Here is a 19,782-nt window from a genome sequence, read left to right as displayed (position 1 = left end):
CGCGCCGCTCCCAGCTCGTGGACGCGCCGGACTCCACCCGCAGCACGCCGACCACGGCGTCGCCCAGCACGACGGGGTAGGTCGCGGAGGCCCGCTCGCCCTCGCGGAACACCGCGTGACGGGCCGCGAGGTCCGTCTCGACGGGCAGGGGCGCCCGCTCGTTCGAGCCCGACGACGCGAGCGTGCGCCACACGCCCTCCTCGGGCACCAGGAAGGAGGCCCGTCCGTCCGGGAAGAGGGCGCCGAGGGAGGCGACGGCGTGCCGGGCGAGGGCGGCGAGGTCCTCGCCCTCGCCGACGGCCTGAGTGTAGAGAACGAACGCGTCGAGCGCGAGATGGTCGTCGGGACCCACGGGGGGCCGGGCGTCGGGCATGAGGGCACGATACCGCCCACGGAGACCCGGGTTCCAAGCAAACCTCTTAGCCCAACGTGAAGGGCCCGCAGTGGTCCTCAGCGCGTCGCTAGCGGCGTCTCCGGACGCGCCAGGGTGTCGCGGACGCCACGCGCGATGCCGAGCGCGACGCGGTCGAGGTAGGCCTCGTCCTGCAGGTTCGTCCCGTCGAGCGGGTGCGACACGAAGCCGATCTCCACGAGCGCGGCGGGCACCGTGGCGTTGCGCAGCACCGCGAGAGACACGTCGTGCTTGAGCCCGCGCGAGTACGCGCTCGTGAGGCCCACGACGTTCGACTGGACGCTCGCCGCGAGCGTGGAGCTCAGCGGGTGGTTCGGGTTCCACCACGTCTCCACGCCGAAGCCGCGTCCGGCGCTCGCGGCGGGCAGGCTGTTGCAGTGGATGCTGACGAAGGCGCGGGTGTTCGCGTCGGCGAGGCCGGGCCGCAGCCGCAAATCCGTCACGAGGTCGTCGCTGAAGGTGCTGTCGCCGTCACGGGTGAGCTTCACGTGGATGCCCGCCGCTTCGAGGTCGTCCCTGACCTTGAGGGCGACGCGGAGCGTGACGTCCTTCTCGGTGACGACGCCGATCGCGCCGGGCCAGCGTCCGCCGTGCCCGGCGTCGATGACGACGTTGAGCTCGTCCTGCGTCTGCTGGGCGAGGGTGACGCTGGGCCTGGGCAGGACGGCGACCACCTCGAGCGGTCCGAGCGGCGCGCGGTTCACGAGGGCCGGGGAGACGTCGAGGACGAGCCGGGCGGCGTGCGCGGCGTCGGCGGGCAGCAGGGCGGCGCGCCATCCGCCGAGCGCCGTGACGCCCTGCGTGTCGAGGGTGAGCGTGGCGCCGCCCACGCCCGGCGTGAGGGCGAGCGAGGGAAGGTCGTCGCTGAGGTTGCGCAGGACGGTCGTGTCGGTCGTGACGCCTCCGAGATCGACGCGCAGCGTCTTGCCGAGCGGCAGGACCGTGAAGCTCGTCCGGCCGGGCAGGTCGAGGACGACGCGGGTGAAGCCCGCGTGACGACCCACGCGCGGCGCGGCGAGCCGCGCGTCGATGGACCGCGCGCCGTCCGCGACGCCGGACGTGACATTCTGCGCGACGGGCGCGACCACCTCGGACACGACGGGCGCGGTGGGCTGAACGGGCAACGCCGGCGAGGGCGTGGCGACGGGGTCGCCCGCCTGCGCGGCCGCGACGGGCAGGGCGAGCAGGGCGAGCAGCACGACGTGATGACGGAGGGCGCCGGGCGCGCGGAAGGGGGGCATGATGCCAAGATCGTAGACGAGGACGAAGGTTTCTTTATGAAACGCTCAGACAATGAAGGTGCCGTCAGGTTCGAGCGGCCCTGACACGCGCTCTACCGGACGCGCGTGAGCGCCCCGATCTGATCGTCCCTCAGGGGACCGAACACCTTGCGCAGACCCGCACCCTTCAGGACGAGGCTCGCGGGGAGGCCGGGCAGGCCGAGCACGGCCGCGTCCGCGGGACGGGCCAGCATGACGTGCAACCCGCCGAGCCCCTCACGGTCGAGAAAGCGGCGGACCGTCGCGGCGCTCTCGCCGACGTTCACCGCGAGGACGTCGACGCGCCCCTCACGCTGCGCGCGCAGCAGGACGGGCAGTTCGTCCCGGCAGGGCCCGCACCACGACGCCCAGAAGTTCACGAGCACCGTCCGCTTCCGCCCGACGCCCGTCCTCACGGCGGCGCGCAGGGTGGTGGGCGTCCCGGCGAGCGTCCGGAGCGGGACGTCCGGCACGGCCGAGGCCGTCGTGACGGCCGAGACGAGCAGGAGCGAGGCGAGCATCCTGCGAACGTACGCCCGCCGTGTAAGGCGAATGTCAGCCGTTCCGGCGTCCAGCACAATGACATCACGCTGACACGTCGCACTTCTCATGGCGCCATGAACAAAGGGATCCATCGCAAACCGACGCTTCTCATGATCGCCCTCGCCGGCGCCGCCTCCGCCGCCACGGTCGGGGTGCAGCCCTACGACGGCGCGCGCTTCGTGGCGGGTCAGCAGTTCGACCTGCGCGTCGAGGTGAGCGGCCTGAAGAACGTGAAGAGCACCGTCGTCACGCTCGACGGGAAGCCCGTCACGGGCCTCGCCGTCACGCCCGGCAGGGACGGCGGCCAGAACCACATGCTGCGCGGCCTCAGCCTCACGCGCGGCCAGCACACGCTCGCCGTGACCGTCACGGACGACGCGGGCACCACCACGAGAAGCGCCACCTGGACGGCCGAGGCGCCGACGTACACCGCGCGCCCCGCGAAGAACGTCATCCTCTTCATCGCGGACGGCATGGGCTGGAACACCGTGAACGCGGCGCGCATCATCGCCAGGGGCTACAACGCGCAGAACGGCAACCCGAACGGTCTGCTGAGCATGGAGACGGGCCTCGGCGGCATGGCCACGGTCACGACGAGCAGCTACGACAGCTTCCTCGCCGACAGCGCCAACACCGCCAGCAGCATCGCGACGGGCCAGAAGGTCCTCGTGAACGCCCTCAACGTCTACCCCGACAACACCGACGACGCGCTCGACAACCCCCGCGTGGAGACGATCACGGAGATGCTGAGGCGGCTGCGCGGCGCGGGAGTCGGTCTCGTGAGCACCGCCTTCGGCGTGGACGCCACGCCCGCCGCGTTCGCCGCGCACACGCGCCGCCGCGGCGACTACCAGGCCATCGCGGACCAGTACTTCCAGGGCCCCGCGAAGCCCGACGTGATGCTCTTCGGCGGCAGCCGAGACTTCATCCCGTCCACCGCGCCCGGCTCGCGCCGCAGGGACGACCGCAACTGGATCGACGAGTCCCAGAAGCTGGGGTTCCAGTTCGTCAGCAACCGCACCGAGCTCCTGAACGCCGGCGGCACGAAGCTCTTCGGCCTGTTCAACATCGATAACGTCCCCAGCTACCTCGACCGCGCGCAGTACAGGACGAAGGACATGCTGGGCGACTTCACCGACATGCCCTACCTGTGGGACATGACGCAGAAGGCCGTGCAGACCCTGGAGAAGAACCCGAACGGCTTCTTCCTGATGGTCGAGGCGGGCATGGTCGACAAGTACGAGCACCCCCTCGACTGGCAGCGCGGCGTCTGGGACGTCCTGGAGCTCGACAGGGCCGTCGACTGGGCCAAGCAGTACGCGAGGCAGCACCCCGACACGCTCGTGCTCGTCACGGCGGACCACGCGCACTCCATCAGCGCGTACGCGGGCTACGACTCCAGCAAGCAGGGCCGCGAGGGCGTCACCACGTACGAGAAGGGCAGCTTCCCGACGTACACCTCGAAGCTCGACGCGAACGGCATTCCCTTCCCGCAGACCGCGCGCGGCGTCGCGGTGGGCTTCGCGGGCACCCCGGACTACTGCGAGACGTACGGGAGCGGCCCCGTGTTCCTCGACCCGACCGTCAGCGACGGCAAGGGCGGCTTCGTGCCCAACCCGAAGATCTGCGAGACGCCCGGCGCGGTCAGGCGCGTCGGCAACCTCGGCCCGGCGGACGCGCAGGGCGTGCACAGCGCCGACCCGATGCCCCTGTTCGCCTTCGGCGCGGGCGCGCAGAACTTCACCGGCATGATGGACCAGACGGACATCTTCTTCGCCATCGCCAGGAGCATGAACCTCGCCCGCGCGGGCAGGTGAGTCCTCCCTCCCGGCCGGCCCCGCGCGGGCCGGCCGGTCCCTTCCTCGTGGAGCCCACGTGAAGAACGTCCTGTTTGCCCTTCTCGCGCTGCTCGCCACCTCGGCGGGGGCGCAGACCACCCTGAAGTTCTCGGACCTGCTCGGGCGCACCACCGTGCGCGGCGTGGAATTCAGCGACACCGTGAAGAAGCTCAACGGACGCAGGGTGGAACTGCGCGGCTTCATGGCGCCGCCCCTCAAGCCGAAGCTGGACTTCTTCGTGCTCACGAAGCAGCCCATGGCGACCTGCCCGTTCTGCACGACCGCCGCGGACTGGCCGCCGGACATCGTGCTGGTGATCATGCCGCCCGGCAGGGAACTCGACCCCAGCACGCGGCTCCTGAGCGTCACGGGCCGTCTGGAGATCGGCGTGAAACGCGACGACGAGACGGGCTTCGTCAGCCTGATCCGCATCTACGCCGACCGGGTGACCGAGCAGTGAAGGTCGAGACGCGGGGCCTGCGTGTGAGGCACTCCCCCGAGGTGGACCTGAGGTACCCGGACCTGTCGGTCGGGAGCGGCGAGCACGTGGTGGTCGTGGGACCGTCGGGCAGCGGCAAGACGACCCTGCTGCACCTCGTCCCGGGTCTGCTCGTGCCGCAGGGGGGCGAGGTGCTCGTGGGCGGCAGGCGGATCGACACGCTCTCGGAGGGCGAACGGGACGCGTACCGCGCCACGAGCGTGGGCATCGTCTTCCAGGACTTCCACCTCATGCCGGGCTACGGCGCGCTCGACAACGTGGTGCTCGGGCTCGGACTGGCGGGCGTGCGCGGTGGGGCCGCCGTGAAGCGCGCCCGTGAGGTCCTCACGGACCTGGGACTGGGCGCGCGGCTCTCGCACCCGCCGCGCCGCCTCTCCACGGGCGAGCGGCAGCGCGTGGCGCTCGCGCGGGCGGTGGCGCACCGTCCGGCCCTGCTGCTCGCGGACGAACCCACCGCGCACCTCGACCCGTCGCGCGCGTCGGACGCGGTGGCCCTGCTGCGCTCCACCGCCGCGTCCATCGGCGCGACGCTCGTGGTGGTCTCGCACGACCCGGCCGTCGTGTCGGGCTTCGATTCGCGCGTGCGGGTGGGCGCGCGTCCCGACGAGGTGAGCGCGTGAACGTCTGGATCACCCTGCGCAACCTGCGGGTGCGGGCCGGAGCGACCTTCCTGACGGTGCTCGCGGTGGCCCTGGCCGTCGCGACGGCGCTCGTCGTCCCGATGATCACCCGGAGCGCGCAGCGCGGCGCGGCGGACGCGGCGCAGGTGTTCGACCTGCTCGTGACGCCCAAGGGCAGCAGCACGCAGGCGGTGCTGTCGAGCCTGTTCTACCTGCAGGCGCCCCTGGGCAACCTGAAGTACGCCACGTACGAGCGCCTCGCGCGAGACCCGCGGACGCGCCGGGCGGTGCCGATCGGTCTGGGTGACAACTACGCGGGCTTTCCCATCGTGGGCACGACGTCCGCCTTCTTCGATCAGCGGATGAAGCCCACGCAGCCGCCCTATTTTCGCGTGGCGCGCGGCCGGATCTTCGGCGCTCCGAACGAGGCCGTGCTGGGCGCGGGCGTGGCGGCGCGCGCGGGCCTCGGGGTGGGCGGGTCCTTCCGCAGCGAGCACGGCATGTTCGAGGTCGCGGGTGCCGAGCACGAGGAGCACGAGGGCGAGTACCGGGTGGTGGGTGTGCTCGCGCCGACGGGCGGCCCGGTGGACCGCGCGGTCCTCGTCGGCATGGAGTCGATCTGGTCGTCGCACGGTCAGTTCGCTCCGCGGAGCCGGGGCGTGACGGCCGTGCTGTACACCGCGACGAACCTGGGCGACCTCTACTCGGTCGCCCAGGGTCTGAACGCGTCGGCGGACGCGCAGGCGGTTTTCCCGGGGCAGGTGTTCGCGCAGGTGCGCGGCGTGCTGGAGCAGGGTGAGGCGGCGTACGCGGCCCTGTCGGTGCTTGTGCTGATCCTGGCGGCGCTCACGGTCTGGCTGAGCGTGTACGCGGCGAGTGTGGAGCGCGCGCGCGGGGTGAGCCTCCTGCGGGCGCTCGGCGCGCGGCGTGGGACGGTGTTCTCGGTCGTGCTTCTGGAGACGGGCGTGACGGTGCTGGCGGGCATCCTGCTGGGGGTCGGGCTGGCCCTGCTCGTGGGCTGGGGAGCGGGCGCGCTGCTCGGCGGTCGGCTGGGCTTCAGCCTGCCGTCGCCGTCGCTGGACCCGTCCCTGCTTCTCCGGGCGGCGGCCCTGTTCCCGCTGGGTCTGCTGGCGGCCCTGCCTCCGGCGGTGCGGGCCGCGCGTCAGAGTCCGTTGGAGTTCCTGTAGCGCCGCGGAGGTGGCGTGTTCGAGGGGAAAGGGATGCGGGTTGTTGCCTTTTCCCCTTTTTCATACATTCTCATTCACCCCTCTCCGTAACACTGTTACTGCAAGGTAACGGCAATGCGATGGAGGTGTGCCATGTTCAAAACTCCCCGAGTCGTCCACCACGGCAACGCATCGAGGCTCGTCGTCGAATTGCAGGTGGTCCTGGACGCGCCGTCGCGGCCCAGCGTCCGGGCAGATGCTCGGGACCTGCTCGATAGTCTCGCGCGCACCCTCGCGGGCCGTCAGGCCTATCCCTGGGAGGTGGCCCACCTTCTGCGGGAGCCTTCCTCACTCTCCAGCCTGCTCCGACGGTACGAGGCCGAACTGCTCGAGGTCTTCGATCGGGCTCTCCGGCCTCCCGACGAAACACGAGCGACGTCGGGCGAGCCGAGTTCCCGACCGACGACGTGAACGACCCGTGCCCGGAGTTCAGGTCGTGTTCTGATGTCGCCCCGACCGTTCGTGACCGCCCTTCGTGACGAAGCAAGCCTCGCGGACCCATGGTCCTTGTGTTTACTTGTTACAACACCTATTATGACGACGTGTCCTCCTCCCTTCGTGACGACATCCGTCAGCGCCGCCCCTTCCGCAGCCTCGAGGAGGAGGCGGCGCTCAACCTGTTCCGCACGGCGCAGCTTCTCGGTGACGCGAACGAGGCCTTCTACCGGGCGCACGGCCTGACCCCCACGCAGTACAACGTGCTGCGCATCCTGCGCGGCGCGGGTGCCGAGGGGCTCGGGCGCAACGAGATCCGCGAACGCCTCCTGACCCGCATGCCCGACGTGACCCGGCTGCTCGACCGGATGGAGGACCAGGGTCTCGTGGTCCGCGCGCGCAGCACCACCGACCGCCGTTGCGTCCCCACCTCGCTCACCGAGAAGGGCCGCGCGCTCGTCGATCGGCTCGACGAACCCGTCGCCGCCCTGCAGCACGCGCAGTTCGGGCACCTCACACCCGGACAGCTGCATACCCTGATCGAGATCATGACCTCCATTCGCGCCGAACTCGCCTGAACCCACCCCATGACCTGCCCCCGCCCTGTAGGTGTTCCCACACCCATAAAGGAGTGACGAATGCGTCCCACCGACACCGTTCCGTACCACGACCTGCCTCCCGACCGCATCGGCAGCAACCCACGAGGGCACACCCTGCCCGCGAACATCGAACTCGGTGGGGTCGTCCTGCAGATCGCCGACCTCGACGCCTCCCTCGACTTCTACACGGACGTCATCGGCCTACGTCTCCTCGGTCGGGGAACTCTCACGGGCGACCGGTCCGCCCGGCTCGGCACGCCCGAGGGACGCGTGCTGCTCGAACTGCGTGAGAAGAAGGGCGTCCGGGCCGCGCCCCACCGCGGGCGGCTCGGTCTCTACCACCTCGCCCTGCTGCTGCCCTCCCGCGCCGACCTCGGGCGCTTCCTGCGGCATGCCCTGAACCTGGGCGTGCACGTCGGACAGTCCGACCACCACTACAGCGAGGCCACCTACCTGAAGGACCCGGACGGCATCAGCGTCGAGGTGTACCGCGACCGGGCCCGCGAGGAGTGGCGCGTCACCCGCGACGGCGAGATCGTCGGCGGCGGTGATCCGCTCGACCTCGTCGCCCTCTCGGAGGCGGCGGGCGACGCGCCCTGGACGGGCGTTCCCGAAGGCACCCTCCTGGGGCACCTGCACTTCTACGTCGGCGACCTCGACGAGGCGCAACGCTTCTATCACGCGGGCCTCGGCTTTCCGAGGGTGTCGTGGAGCGTCTTCCCCTCGGCCCTGTTTCTCGGGGCGGGCGGTTATCACCATCACCTCGGCCTCAACACCTGGGCGGCGGGCAGTGCGCCCTCGGGCGACGACGACGCTCGCCTGCTCACCTGGGACCTCGTCCTGCCCGACCGGTCCGTCCTGGACCGCACCGTCGAGAGCCTGCGCTCCGAGGGCTTTCCCGTGACGACCGGCGCGGACGGCGTCCTCGCCAGCGACGCGTGGGGGATCACCGTGCGACTCGTCACACGCGGCGTCACGCCCCAAAGGGAGGAAGCGTGAACACGTCCGACCCTGCCTCCCGGTCACGCCCTCAGGGGCGAATCGACGCGCAGCTCTCCCTCGGGGAGGTCGCGCTCACCGTGGCCGACCTCGACGGTGCGGTGCGCTTCTACACCCTCGCGCTCGGCCTCCACGAGGTCGCCCGTGATTCCTCGCGCGCCCTGCTCGGCACGCCCGAGGGGCGCGTGCTCGTCGCGCTGCGGCACGTTCCCGACGCGCTCGAGGCGCCCGCGAACGCCACGGGCCTGTACCACCTGGCCGTCGCGCTGCCCGGGCGGGCCGACCTCGCGCGCTGGCTCCGCCATGCCGCCGCGATGGGCCTGAGGCTCGGGCAGTCGGACCACCGCACGCACGAGGCCTTCTATCTCGACGATCCCGAGGGCAACGGCATCGAGGTCTACCACGACTGGCCGCGCGAGCGGTGGCCCTTCCGGGACGGCCGCTACACCTCCTTCGATTCGGCCGCCATCGACATCCCCGATCTGCTGGGCACCCTCGCTCCCGACGACGCGGGCTGGACGGGCGTCCCGAACGGGACACGGATGGGGCACGTCCACCTCAGGATGCGCGACGCGGGTGAGACCCGCGCGTTCTACGAGGACGTGATGGGCTTCGGCATCACCGCCGACGGCATGGGCGCCGTCTTCGCCGCCGCGGGCGGATATCACCATCACCTCGGCCACAACCTCTGGCACAGTCGCGGCGGCCCGGTCCCCCCGGAGGGCGCGCGGGGCCTGCGGCACTACGCCGTGGAGCTGACGAGCGAGGCGGAACTGGGCGCGGTCGCGGGCCGTCTCCAGGGCGCGGGTATCGAGGTGCGCGGCCACCCGGAGGAGCGCGTCGTGCGCGATCCCGCCGGAAACACGGTGCGCCTGCGGGTGGGTCGGGCGTCCGTGGAGTCCATCCTCGAAGCGCTCGCGGAGGACCGCCGGGCCTGACCTCTCGGCGGCGCGTCAGCCCTCCCGGAAGACCGGTTCCGCGAGCCGCAGGGCGTGCTCGCGGACGTCGTGCGGCCAGGCCGCGATCGCACGCTCGAAGGGTTCCCTTTCGTGGGCGAAAAGCGCGCGGGACGCGTCCTCGTATCCCGCGAGGTCGCCGCCGACGGCCGTCATGAATCGTGAGGTGGCCTCGGCGGCGCGGCGCGCCTCCTCCTCTCCGGAACTGGCGCGTCTGGCCTCGTCCACGAGTCGGCGCAGCGCGGCCGAGGCGCCGCCGCGCTGTCGGTCCAGCCACTCCCAGTGCCGGGGCAGCAGGGTCACCTCGCGCGCCGTGACGCCCAGCTTCGGGCGGCCGGGTCCCCTGCGCGGCTCTGGCGGCAGGGCGCGTCTCAACACGTCGTCGAGGGAGCCGCTGAGGTCGAAGTCCACCTGACGGCCCGTGTCGTCCTCGAACATCAGGACCGACACGTCCCGCACCTCGCCGAGGTCGTGGCTGGTCTTGAGGACCCGCAGGGCCTCCGGCAGTGGGGCCGTGACGAGACGGCGCAGATTCACGAAGACCGTATAATCGGACGCTTCCATGACCCCAAGTATTACCCGGGTAGAACACCCGGGCAAGTGTCCGCACCCCGGAAACGGACGAAGAAACACCGGACCCTCTCGGAGCCGGTGTCTTTGTGGTGGAGACGGAGGGAGTCGAACCCTCGTCCATGCGCCCTTCACGGTGGTCTCTACGAGCGTAGTCGGTGATTTGGATCTCGACCCTGAGGCGCCCACGGACAAGCTCCCTTCGGGTCCAGCACCTTAGTTTCGCGCGGGCTCAGGTGCGTCGGCCCGGGCTAGCCATCTTTTCGTTAGCTCGCGTGACGCCAATGGCCGGGCTTCACGGTCGCTGTCTCACTTAAGCAGCGAGAGCAAGGGTGCTGTTGTTGCCAGTTAATGGCTTTGCCGATGATTAACGAGGCCCACGGCAATCCTCGGCTCGCAACTTCCCGGTCCGCGACTCACGTCGAAACCGTGTCGTCCCCATAAGGGTCTTCAATGCTACCCGATTTCCACGCCGCAAAGGTGACCGAGGCACGAAACGGCCCACCTGGCGGTCGACGTACCCTGGGAGAATGACGCGTCCACACGGCCACCGACCGGCCATCACGAGCACCGCCCTCCTGTCCGACGGGCCGGGCGTGCTGGGCTACACGCTCGACGGGGCGTCCTACGCCCTCGTCCTCGACGAGCGGACCACCCACCGTCATGACGTCCCCGAACGTCACGCCACGACGCTCGGGTACGGGAGTCTCGTGCAGGTCCCCGACGACGGGCCAGTCTCCAGAGGGCCAGCGTCACGCTGGCCCTCTGGAGACTGGCCCGTGGACTGAAGCTCGCTTCGCAGGATCGGGCGGCCCTTCTCACCTCCCACGTTCTTCGGGGCGAACTGCTGGCGCACGCGGACGGAAGCCACGACACCCTCGACGACGCGCTCGGACTCGCCTGGACCCTCGGCGGGGTGCCCCACGCGCTCACCTGGCCAGCCCCACCCGAGGCGAACGGCGCCCTCGCGGAACGCGAGGCGATCCGGCTGGCCCTGCTGCACGCACGCGAGCTCGGCGCCGAGAACGTCACGGTCCGCTGCGACCACGTCTTCCACGTCAGACGCTACGCCGAGCACCTCGCGCACCGCGGCAGACGCAAGTCCGCGTCGCTGGAACGGCTCGACGCGCTCGTGGACGAATGGGACGGACGCGTCCGCTTCGAGTACGTCGCGACGGCCGGCACCGACGCTCCCCACCGCTTCTCGGTGCATGCCCGGGCGCTCAGGCGGCTCGCCCTCGGACGTCCCCTGAGCCGCGCCCAGCTCAGCGCGCTCAGACGCGTCCATTTCGCCCTCAGGGCGGATCGGCCCGTCCCGTACTGACGGGCGCCGTCAGCGGGTGCGTCCACCCGCCCTGGCGGTCCGCTTGCCGCTCCTCGCCTCACCCTTGTGGGGACGCGCGGAGCGCCTCGTGCCGGACGAGCCGCGTCCGGATCCACGACGGGAAGGGGCCGTCGTGTTCGGTCCGGGAGGGAGACGACCAGACAGGACCTCTTCGACGACGTCCGCCGTGAGCTCGTCGGGGACGACCGCCTCGGAGAGCGGCGCGGTCCGCGATCCGAGCGCGAGCACCACCTCGCCCGAGCGGACCGTGACCGTCGCGCCCGGCACGCGCGGGACCGCCAGCGTCGGAGACAGACGCGGCGCGCCCGCGATGACGCCCGCCAGACCCTCGGTCCAGAAGCGCGTCAGGTAGGCCTCACGTCTGAGTTCCCCGCTCGCGATGCGGTCGAGGTCCTCCTCCATGGCCGCCGTGAAGCGGACGTCCACGAGCCGCTCGAAGTGCTCGCGCAGGTACACGTTCACGAGCAGGCCCAGCCAGGTCGGCACGAGCTGCCGTTTCACGACGCGTGCGTAACCACGCTCGGCGATGGTGGAGAGGATGCTCGCGTACGTCGAGGGACGGCCCACCCCGGCCTTCTCCAGCGCCCGCACGAGCGACGCCTCGGTGAAGCGCCCCGGCGCGGGCGTCCGGCGGTGCTCGGCGGCGGCGTCGCGCACGGGGAGAGACTCGCCCTCGCGGACGTCCGGGAGCGCCTGGGCGTCGTCGTCCGGTCCCGTCTCGGAGGTGTCCTGATAGGCGCGGGTGAAGCCCGGATCGCGCACCGTCCGACCGACCGCCTGCAGGACGACCGCGCCGACGCGCAGGGTCACCGTGGTCCGCTCCCCGAGGAGGTCCGTCATCTGCGAGGCGACGGTGCGCCGCAGGATCAGGTCGTACAGGGCCAGTTCGGTCCCGGCGAGGCCCGTGTCCGCGGAGGCCCTGAAGGTCCTCCCGGCGGGCCGGACCGCCTCGTGCGCCTCCTGGGCGTTCTTGACCTTCGCGGCATACAGGCGGGGCGCGGCGGGAACGCTGCCCGGCCCGTACGCCTGCTCCGCCGCGTCCCGGGCGGCGCGGGTGGCCTCGTCGCTCAGGGCGGGACTGTCGGTGCGCATGTACGTGATGAAGCCGCCCTCGTAGAGCTTCTGCGCGACGTCCATCGTCTGCTTCGGGCTGAGCCGGAGGCTCCTGGACGCCTCCTGCTGCAGGGTGGAGGTCGTGAAGGGCGCGGGCGGACGCGTCGTGAAGGGCGCGCGTTCCACGCGCTCCACGAGGCAGGGCCGCACCTTGAGGTACGCGACGAGCTTCGCGGCCTGCTCGTCCGTCATGACGAGCGCTTCGCCCGTGACGTTCCCGGCGTGATCGAAGTCACGCGGAGTGGCGAGACGCCGCCCGTTCACGGACAGGGCGACCGCCGTGAAGGGCTCCTCGCCCACCGTGGCCGTGACACGCCAGTAGGGTGCGGACACGAAGCGCATCCGTTCGAGTTCCCGCTCGCACAGGGTCGCGAGCGCGGCGGACTGGACGCGTCCCGCGGACAGGCCGGGTGCGACGGCTCCCCACAGCACGGGGCTCACGCCGTAGCCGACCAGACGGTCGAGGGCGCGGCGGCTTTCCTGCGCGCCGACGAGAGCGTAATCCAGGGGCCTGGTCCGCTTCGCCGCCGTCTGGATGGCGTCTTTCGTGATCTCGTGGAAGGTCATGCGCTGCACGTCACCCTTCAGGCCGAGGGCCTGCGCGAGGTGGTAGGCGATGGCCTCACCCTCACGGTCGGGGTCGGTGGCGAGCAGGACGCGCGTGGCCTTCGCGGCGAGTTCACGCAGCTCCCGCACGACCTTCGCCTTGCTTCGCGGCACGACGTAGAGCGGTCTGAACCCGGCCTGCACGTCGATGCCGAGCCGCGCCCAGGGCTCGGCGGCGTAACGCGCGGGGATCTCGTGTCTGCTCGCGGGCAGGTCGCGGACGTGCCCGAGGCTCGCGCGGACCGTGTAGCCCGTCCCGAGGTAGGCCTGGATCTTCTTCGCCTTGCTGGGCGATTCGACGATGACGAGCGTCGTCATGAGAGCCTCGTCGGGCCGCGTGGGTGGGACGTGACGGGCGCCGGCAGCATGACGCCATGCTAGCGCGTGGGGTTCGGCGTGACCCGGGCGCGAGCGAATTCGCTGGTCGAGTCACCGCCGCGGGGGTACCGTGCGGTGGAGGGGCACACCGGCTGCCCGGAGAGGAGTTCAGCATGACCGTCACGACACCCGCCCCGTCCGTTCGGGACGTTCCCGGCCCGAGGGGACGCTGGCCCGTCGGGAACGCCCCGTCGTTCCGCCGCGGCTTCCTGCATGCCATGACCGAAGGCTTCCGCACGTACGGGGACCTCGTCCGCTTCCGGATCGCCGACCGGACCTTCCTCATCGCCTCCCACCCGGACCTCGCGCAGCACGTTCTCGTCGATCACGCGGCCGACTTCCCGAAGCGGGAGGCGTCGTTCGCGCTCGGGCTGCTGCTGGGCGACGGTCTCGTCACGAATGCCGATCACGCCTCCTGGCTCGCGCAGCGCCGCATGATGCAGCCGATGTTCCACCGCGCGCGCCTCGCCGCGATGGGCGACAAGATGTCGGACGCCGCCGGTCGGCTCGTGACACGTCTCGAGGAGCACGCCGGCCGGGTGGTGGACGTCGCGGACGAGATGAACCTCGTCACGCTCGACGTCATCACCCGGACGATGTTCAGCGCCGACCTCGGCGGTGAGGCGGGTCGGGTGGGTCCGGCCGTATCGCAGGGCACCCGGTTCGTGCAGGCGCGCATCTCGCAGCCCTTCACGCCGCCCCTGGCGTGGCCGACCCCGGCGAACCTTCGCTTTCGCAGGCAGAAGGGCGTGCTCGACGCGGTGGTCGATCGGCTGATCGCGGCCCGGCGCGAGAGCGGAGAGGTCAGCGGGGACCTGCTCGACATGCTTCTCGAAGCGCGCGACGAGGACACGGGCGGGGGCATGACGGACGCGCAGCTGCGGGACGAGGTGCTCACGGTCTTCTCCGCCGGGCACGAGACGACCGCGAACACGCTGACCCTCGCGTGGTGGTTGCTGTCCCGTCATCCCGAGGTGCGCTTCCGGCTGCACGGGGAGCTCGACCGCGTGCTGGGCGGGCGGCTTCCGACCGCCGACGACCTCACGGCCCTGCCCTACACCCGCGCCGTGCTGGAGGAAACGATGCGGCTGTTCCCGGCGGCAGCCGTGACCAGCCCTCGCCGCGTCGTGCGGGACACGGCGCTCGCAGGCTACCGGGTTCCGGCGGAGGTGAGCGTCTTCGTGTCGATCTACAACATCCATCACCACCCGGACGTGTGGGGCGAACCGGAGGTCTTCGATCCGGGGCGGTTCCTGGACGGTGAGCGCCCGGCGCACCGCTTCGCGTATCTGCCCTTCGGGGCGGGCGCGCGCAAGTGTATCGGGAGCAACCTCGCGATGATGGAGGGGACGCTGATCCTGGCGGCGGTCGCCTCTCGATTCGATCTGGTGGCCCTCCCCGGCCACGAGGTGGACCTCGAGCTCGCGATCACGTTGCGGGCCAGGGGCGGCCTCCCGATGACCGTCCGGCTGCGGCCGTGACGAACCTGCGGAGTTGTCCGGGGACCGCGCGGATCGGTCTTCCGGCCCTGTGACGAACTTGTGGCGTTCCCTGTGACGAACTTGTGGGAAACGGCCGAAATCCCTGTGACGAACTTGTGGCGTTCGGGCTTCCGCGCCTGTGACGAACTTGTGGCGTTTCGCGCGAATCCCACAAGTTCGTCACAGGGCCTCCTGTGACGAACTTGTGGCGTTCTCCTGTGACGAACTTGTGGCGTTTTCCGGGCCTCCTGTGACGAACTTGTGGCGTTCGGGGGCCTTTTCCTGTGACGAACTTGTGGCGTTTCCTGTGACGAACTTGTGGCGTTGGACCCTTTGGAGGCGCTCCTGGTGCGGGTTCGCCCCCCGCGCCTTGGTGGTGTTCAATATGTTTTATTCAAGAAGTTCAATACTTCTTTAACAGAGTTAAACTTGACAACACCATGAGCTCCGACGCGAACGCTGCCCGGTACGACGAGTTGAACCTCGCCCGGCTCAACCTCATCAGCGGGCAGGAGGACGTCGGAGATCAGACCACGTGGAGCGAGTCCTTCGAGGACGGCCCCCGCATGATCGACGTCCGCTGCGTCGCCGGACCGGGCCTCGTCATCCCGCACGGCGCCGACAACGACGTCAACGCCGCCATCATCGACCTGTTCGTCGAGCAGGACATGCCCGAGAGCGGAATCATCAGCGTCTCCGCCGCCGAGTTGCTGCGCCGCTCCAACATGCACCGCAACGGCCAGAACTGGATTCGCCTGCACGAATCCCTGGACCGCCTGTACTACACCAACTACACCGTCACGAGCGGCTGGCGCGACCACACGCGCGGCCGATGGATGAACGAGGAGTTCCGCATCCTCGCGTCCCGGGCGTTCACCAGCCGCGGACGATCCGGACAGTTCGACGAGCGCACCATCCTGCGACTCGTCCTGAGCGAACCCATCGTGCACTCCATGCGCGGTGGGTACGTCAAACCCCTCGACATGGCCTTCATGCGGGGACTCAAACGGCCTCGCGCCCGCCTGCTGTTCCGCGCCCTCGACGCGATGCGCTACGACCCCGAGCATCCCGAGATCAGCATCGACGAGTTCAGGGTCAACATCCAGAAGTGGGCCGACCACCTCAAGATTCCCAGCGGACGCGCCGACACCATCCGCCGGGCCCTCGACCCGCTCCATCAGGAGCTCGTGCGGCGGGGCTACCTCAGGGAGGTGCTCCTCGAAGGCCGCGGACTCGCGCAGAACGTCACGTACGTGTTCGCCAGGGACTTCGTGCCCATCAACCCGCACGCACTCGAAGCGCTCCGCAGGCACCACGTGGCGGAGGGCGTGGCACGCAACCTCGTCCTGACGTACGGACCGAGCGCCGTGATCGCCCGGGTCGCGACCTTCGAACGCCAGGTCGCGAGCGGCACGCTCGTCGTCAAGAAGAGCGAGGCGGCGGCACTCGTCCACCTCGTCAAGAACCCCGACCAGTACGGCACGCTCGCGCCCAGCGCGGTCACGCCCGCGTCGCCCCCCGCGCGGCGGACACGAGCCCCGCTCGACACGCCCGGAGACGCCCCCGAGCGCTCCGCGCAGGAACGCATCGACGAGCAGCTCGCGGGACTCGACGCCGGGCGCCGCGGTGACCACGTCGCCAAGCAGCTCGCCCTGCTGTACGGCCGCAAGTTCAACGCCGCGGAACTCGACGAGGTCCGCCACCGAGTCGTGACCGGCACGCTCGACGCCAGGGACGTGCTGGCGCAGGCCTACGGCATGCTCGCCCGGATGGAGGGCGACGTGTTCGTCAACGACCTGCGAGCCCTCCTCCGGACCTGAGCCGCCAGATCGCGCTCAGAGCGTCGAGAAGGCCCAGCTAGGAGGCCGCGCGACTCTCTGTGCACCCCTGTTCTCCGAAGGGCCTTAGAGGCCCGTGGAGCGCCATGACGGCCCCCTTGACCCTCACGTGACGTCAGGCCCCACGATGAGGAGGCCCGCGCGGGGCATCACGGGAGTCCCCATGTTCCAGATCGGCGAGTTCGCCCGCCTCGCGAACGTCAGCGTTCGCACCCTGCACCACTACGACGACCTCGGCCTCCTCGAGCCCGCGGGGCGGACCGCCAGCGGGTACCGCCTGTACGACGCGAGTCAGCTGGCCACACTCCGCCGCGTCGTCACCCTCACCCGGCTCGGCTTCACTCTCGACGAGGTCCGCGCGGTCACGCGTGGAGAACTCCAGGAACCGTTCGCGCACCTGCTCGCCCGCAAGCACGACGAACTCATCAGAGCCCGCGCCGCGCTCGACACCCGCCTGGCAGGCCTGCGCGCCGAGCTCGAAAGGGAGGAACGCATGAGCACCTACACCGTCCAGCTCAAGAGACTGCCCCCCCAGACCGTCCTTGCCGTTCGGCGCTCCGCGCCCGACTACCGACACGTGACCGCCCCCATGAACGCCGCCTATGACGTGGTGTGTCGCGTCCACGCCGACCTCGGGCTCGTCGACGCGGGCTGGAGCGTCGTCACGTGGCGCGGAGGCGGCTACGCCAGCGAGGACACCATCGACCTCGAGGTGGCCCTGCCCGTCTTCGGGAGGCTCCCGCGCGCCCTGCCCGACGAGGTGCGCGCCCTGACGCAACCCGAGCTGCTCGTCGTCTCCACGGTCCACGCGGGGAGCTACGAACGCTTCGGGGAGGCGTACGCGGCGCTCCTCGACTGGATCCACCGACGGGGCTACGCGGCGGACGGTCCCGTCCGCGAGGTGTACCTGCGTCACGGCCGCACCGAGGACGAGCACCTCAGCGAACTGCAGGTGCCCGTCCGGACCGCCTGAGCGGCGGCGACTGCCTCAGGCTTCCTGCCGCATCAGCGTCCACACCATCTCGGACGTGACGGGCAGCGCGGTGACGCGCACGCCCGCCGCGTCCCGGATCGCGTTCGCGATCGCCGCGGCGCCCGCCGTGATGGGCGGCTCTCCCACGATGCGCGCCCCGAACGGACCGTGCTCGGAGGGCCGCTCCACCATCACGGCCTCCAGCGTCGGCAGGTCCAGCGCGCGCGGGAAGACGTACTCCAGGAAGTTCGCGGTCGTCACGGACCCACCCTCGTAGCGCAGGCCCTCGTACAACCCGAAGCTCAGACCCTGTGCGGTCCCGCCGTGCATCTGCCCCTCCACCAGCAGCGGGTTGATGGCGAAACCCACGTCCTGCACCGCCACCGCCTCCAGCGGCGTCACGACGCCCGTGTCCGGATCCACCCGAACGCGCACCAGTTGCGCCGTGAAGCCCGGCGCACCCCCCTTGAGCGAGGCGCGGCCCTCCGCGACGACCGGTCCCGGCCCGCCCGGGAGCCGCTCCCCGAGCTGCGCGAGCTGACCGAACGTCACCTCACGGGCGGGCACGCCCCGGACCCGCGCGCGGCCCTCTTCGAGCTCCACGTCGTCACGGTGAGCCTCGAAGTGCGCGGCGGCGAGGTCGCGCAGTTGCTCCCGCACCTGACGGCTCGCGTCGAGCACCGCGCCGCCGAGGCTGATCGTGACCTGCGATCCGCCCGAGGCGGGCGCGTACGGACCGCTGTCCGTCGTGCCCTGCACGATCTCCACGTCCTCGGGCCGCACGCCGAGCGTCTCCGCGACGATCAGCACCATCGAGCTGTGCACCCCGCTGATGTCCACGCTGCCGACATGCAGCCGGACCGTGCCGTCCGAATCCACCCGGCACACCGCGCCGGCGGGCGAGAACCCGCCCGGCCAGCCGCCCACCGCGAGCCCCACGCCCTCGAACGGCACGGAGCCGCGCGACCGCCACAGGGGATGCTCCCGGACGCGCTCCAGGCAGGCGCGCAGGCCGATGTCGGGCCAGGGACGCCCCGTCCCGGTGAGGTCGCCGCCGTCCACGGCGTTGAGCAGGCGGAACTCCAGCGGGTCGAGGCCGAGCGCGCGGGCCGCCTCGTCCACGCTCGACTCCAGCGCGAAGAGCGCCTGCGGTACGCCCGGCGCGCGGTACGCGCCCACCGGCGCGCGGTTCGTGAGCACCTCCACCGTCTCGATCCGCACGTGCTCGCAGCGGTACATGCCGCCGATGACGGTCGCGACGATCCCCGCGTGCCCGAAACGGAACACGCCGTTGTCGATGACCGCGCGCACGTCGAGCGCCGACACCCGCCCCTCGGCGTCCACGCCGAGCCGCACGCGGATGCTCGTCTCGGGTGTCGGCGTGGTGGTCAGCATGTCCTCCGTGCGGGACAGCACCATCCGCACGGGCGCGCGGACGTGCAGCGCCGTCGCCGCGACGAGCGCGTCGAGGATGCCGTACTTCGCGCCGAACCCGCCTCCCACGGTCATCGGCACGACCTTCACGTCGCGTTCGCGCAGACCCAGCGCGCCCGCCACCTCCGCCCTCACCACGTACTGCCCCTGCGTGCTGGTGTGGACCGTCACCTCGCCCGGTCGCACGCCCGGCACCGCGACCACCGCGTGCGGCTCCAGGTACGCCTGATGGACGCGGGCGTTGCGGTACGTCCGGTCGATCACGACGTGCGCGCCGCTCAGCGCGCCCTCCACGTCGCCACGCTCGAACACCCGCCGCTCGTCGACGTTCGACGCGGACCCCGAATCGGACGACGACGTCTCCGCCCCGTGCAGACCCGCCTGACTCGACGCCGCCGTGGGCGTCCCGTGCGGCCACACCATCACCTCGTCCGTCTCGGCGCCCTCCAGACTGTCCACGCTGTCGAGCGCCTCGTACTCGACGTCCAGCAGGGCCGCCCCGTCAGACGCGGCCGCCTCGGAGGTCGCCACGACGACCGCGACGGGCTGGCCCGCGAAGACCACCTCGTCGCCCGCGAGGAGCAGGCTGGGTCGGGAATGCGCCACACGGCCCCGGTCGAGGTCGGGGCCGCGCAGGACCGCGGTCACGCCGGGCGCC

18 protein-coding genes and 1 other RNA gene are annotated in these 19,782 nt (G+C 71.0%); 12 read left to right on the top strand and 7 right to left on the bottom strand.

Annotation, left to right across the window (positions count from 1 at the left end):
• From DEIPI_RS40390 to DEIPI_RS32690, 3 genes are all read right to left on the bottom strand, one after another.
• On the bottom strand, positions 1-373 hold a 373-nt coding region (locus DEIPI_RS40390), incomplete at its 3' end, for a hypothetical protein (RefSeq protein ID WP_045234728.1).
• Positions 374-450: 77 nt separating this feature from the next.
• Complete coding sequence (locus DEIPI_RS32695) at positions 451-1,653, bottom strand: N-acetylmuramoyl-L-alanine amidase family protein (RefSeq protein WP_052351831.1); 1,203 nt, start codon at positions 1,651-1,653, stop codon at positions 451-453.
• A gap of 92 nt (positions 1,654-1,745) precedes the next feature.
• Positions 1,746-2,192: a TlpA family protein disulfide reductase gene (locus tag DEIPI_RS32690; protein WP_052351830.1), complete on the bottom strand. Its 447-nt coding sequence runs from the start codon at positions 2,190-2,192 to the stop codon at positions 1,746-1,748.
• A 96-nt stretch (positions 2,193-2,288) separates the two neighbouring features.
• Here DEIPI_RS32690 and DEIPI_RS0119090 point away from each other — a divergent pair, with 96 nt between their 5' ends.
• The 7 genes from DEIPI_RS0119090 to DEIPI_RS32680 all read left to right on the top strand — a co-directional run bounded on the left by DEIPI_RS0119090 (position 2,289) and on the right by DEIPI_RS32680 (position 9,368).
• Complete coding sequence (locus DEIPI_RS0119090) at positions 2,289-4,031, top strand: alkaline phosphatase (protein ID WP_045234727.1); 1,743 nt, start codon at positions 2,289-2,291, stop codon at positions 4,029-4,031.
• A gap of 58 nt (positions 4,032-4,089) precedes the next feature.
• Positions 4,090-4,512 (top strand): hypothetical protein, encoded by a 423-nt coding sequence (locus tag DEIPI_RS0119085; protein WP_027482828.1) that lies wholly within the window; start codon positions 4,090-4,092, stop codon positions 4,510-4,512.
• On the top strand, positions 4,509-5,171 hold the full coding sequence (locus tag DEIPI_RS0119080) for an ABC transporter ATP-binding protein (RefSeq protein WP_052351829.1): 663 nt from the start codon (positions 4,509-4,511) through the stop codon (positions 5,169-5,171). The genes DEIPI_RS0119085 and DEIPI_RS0119080 overlap by 4 nt, the downstream gene beginning before the upstream one ends.
• Positions 5,168-6,358 (top strand): ABC transporter permease, encoded by a 1,191-nt coding sequence (locus DEIPI_RS0119075; RefSeq protein WP_027482826.1) that lies wholly within the window; start codon positions 5,168-5,170, stop codon positions 6,356-6,358. The genes DEIPI_RS0119080 and DEIPI_RS0119075 overlap by 4 nt, the downstream gene beginning before the upstream one ends.
• A 581-nt stretch (positions 6,359-6,939) precedes the next feature.
• Positions 6,940-7,410, top strand: coding sequence for a MarR family winged helix-turn-helix transcriptional regulator (locus DEIPI_RS32685; protein WP_245588605.1), 471 nt, complete (start codon positions 6,940-6,942; stop codon positions 7,408-7,410).
• A 60-nt stretch (positions 7,411-7,470) separates the two neighbouring features.
• Positions 7,471-8,430, top strand: a complete 960-nt coding sequence (locus DEIPI_RS0119060; RefSeq protein ID WP_052351828.1) for a VOC family protein — start codon at positions 7,471-7,473, stop codon at positions 8,428-8,430.
• A complete protein-coding gene (locus tag DEIPI_RS32680; protein WP_052351827.1) occupies positions 8,427-9,368 on the top strand; it encodes a VOC family protein in 942 nt (313 codons plus the stop codon). Before DEIPI_RS0119060 ends, DEIPI_RS32680 begins: the two co-directional genes overlap by 4 nt.
• A gap of 15 nt (positions 9,369-9,383) precedes the next feature.
• Here DEIPI_RS32680 and DEIPI_RS0119050 read toward each other — a convergent pair whose 3' ends face one another.
• Positions 9,384-9,950: a DUF2239 family protein gene (locus DEIPI_RS0119050; RefSeq protein ID WP_027482823.1), complete on the bottom strand. Its 567-nt coding sequence runs from the start codon at positions 9,948-9,950 to the stop codon at positions 9,384-9,386.
• 96 nt (positions 9,951-10,046) lie between these two features.
• Positions 10,047-10,396, bottom strand: a transfer-messenger RNA (tmRNA) gene (ssrA, locus tag DEIPI_RS36860).
• Between the two features lie 90 nt (positions 10,397-10,486).
• On the opposite strand from ssrA, the gene DEIPI_RS0119045 reads away from it, so the two are divergent.
• Positions 10,487-10,744 (top strand): hypothetical protein, encoded by a 258-nt coding sequence (locus DEIPI_RS0119045; RefSeq protein ID WP_027482822.1) that lies wholly within the window; start codon positions 10,487-10,489, stop codon positions 10,742-10,744.
• 128 nt (positions 10,745-10,872) lie between these two features.
• Entirely contained in the window at positions 10,873-11,280 is a 408-nt protein-coding gene (locus DEIPI_RS0119040) for a ribonuclease H family protein (protein ID WP_027482821.1), read from the top strand.
• A 9-nt stretch (positions 11,281-11,289) separates the two neighbouring features.
• Here DEIPI_RS0119040 and topA read toward each other — a convergent pair whose 3' ends face one another.
• The gene (gene topA, locus DEIPI_RS0119035) at positions 11,290-13,338 is read right to left on the bottom strand and encodes a type I DNA topoisomerase (protein WP_027482820.1); all 2,049 of its coding nucleotides are present in this window, start codon (positions 13,336-13,338) and stop codon (positions 11,290-11,292) included.
• Between the two features lie 173 nt (positions 13,339-13,511).
• On the opposite strand from topA, the gene DEIPI_RS0119030 reads away from it, so the two are divergent.
• From DEIPI_RS0119030 to DEIPI_RS0119020, 3 genes are all read left to right on the top strand, one after another.
• Positions 13,512-14,879: a cytochrome P450 gene (locus DEIPI_RS0119030; protein ID WP_027482819.1), complete on the top strand. Its 1,368-nt coding sequence runs from the start codon at positions 13,512-13,514 to the stop codon at positions 14,877-14,879.
• A gap of 440 nt (positions 14,880-15,319) precedes the next feature.
• Positions 15,320-16,699 carry a replication initiator protein A gene (locus tag DEIPI_RS0119025; RefSeq protein WP_027482818.1) on the top strand — a complete coding sequence of 460 codons (1,380 nt, stop codon included), beginning with the start codon at positions 15,320-15,322 and terminating at the stop codon, positions 16,697-16,699.
• 181 nt (positions 16,700-16,880) lie between these two features.
• Complete coding sequence (locus DEIPI_RS0119020; protein ID WP_027482817.1) at positions 16,881-17,690, top strand: MerR family transcriptional regulator; 810 nt, start codon at positions 16,881-16,883, stop codon at positions 17,688-17,690.
• A 15-nt stretch (positions 17,691-17,705) separates the two neighbouring features.
• Here DEIPI_RS0119020 and DEIPI_RS32675 read toward each other — a convergent pair.
• Positions 17,706-19,782 (bottom strand): xanthine dehydrogenase family protein molybdopterin-binding subunit (locus DEIPI_RS32675; protein WP_084474580.1); only part of this gene is annotated, 2,077 nt, incomplete at its 5' end.

It is taken from the genome of Deinococcus pimensis DSM 21231 (genome assembly GCF_000519345.1).
GTDB classification, from domain to species: Bacteria; Deinococcota; Deinococci; order Deinococcales; family Deinococcaceae; genus Deinococcus_A; species Deinococcus_A pimensis.
The sequence above is the reverse complement of the archived record's forward strand: the minus strand, read 5'-3'. Positions and strand labels throughout refer to the sequence as shown.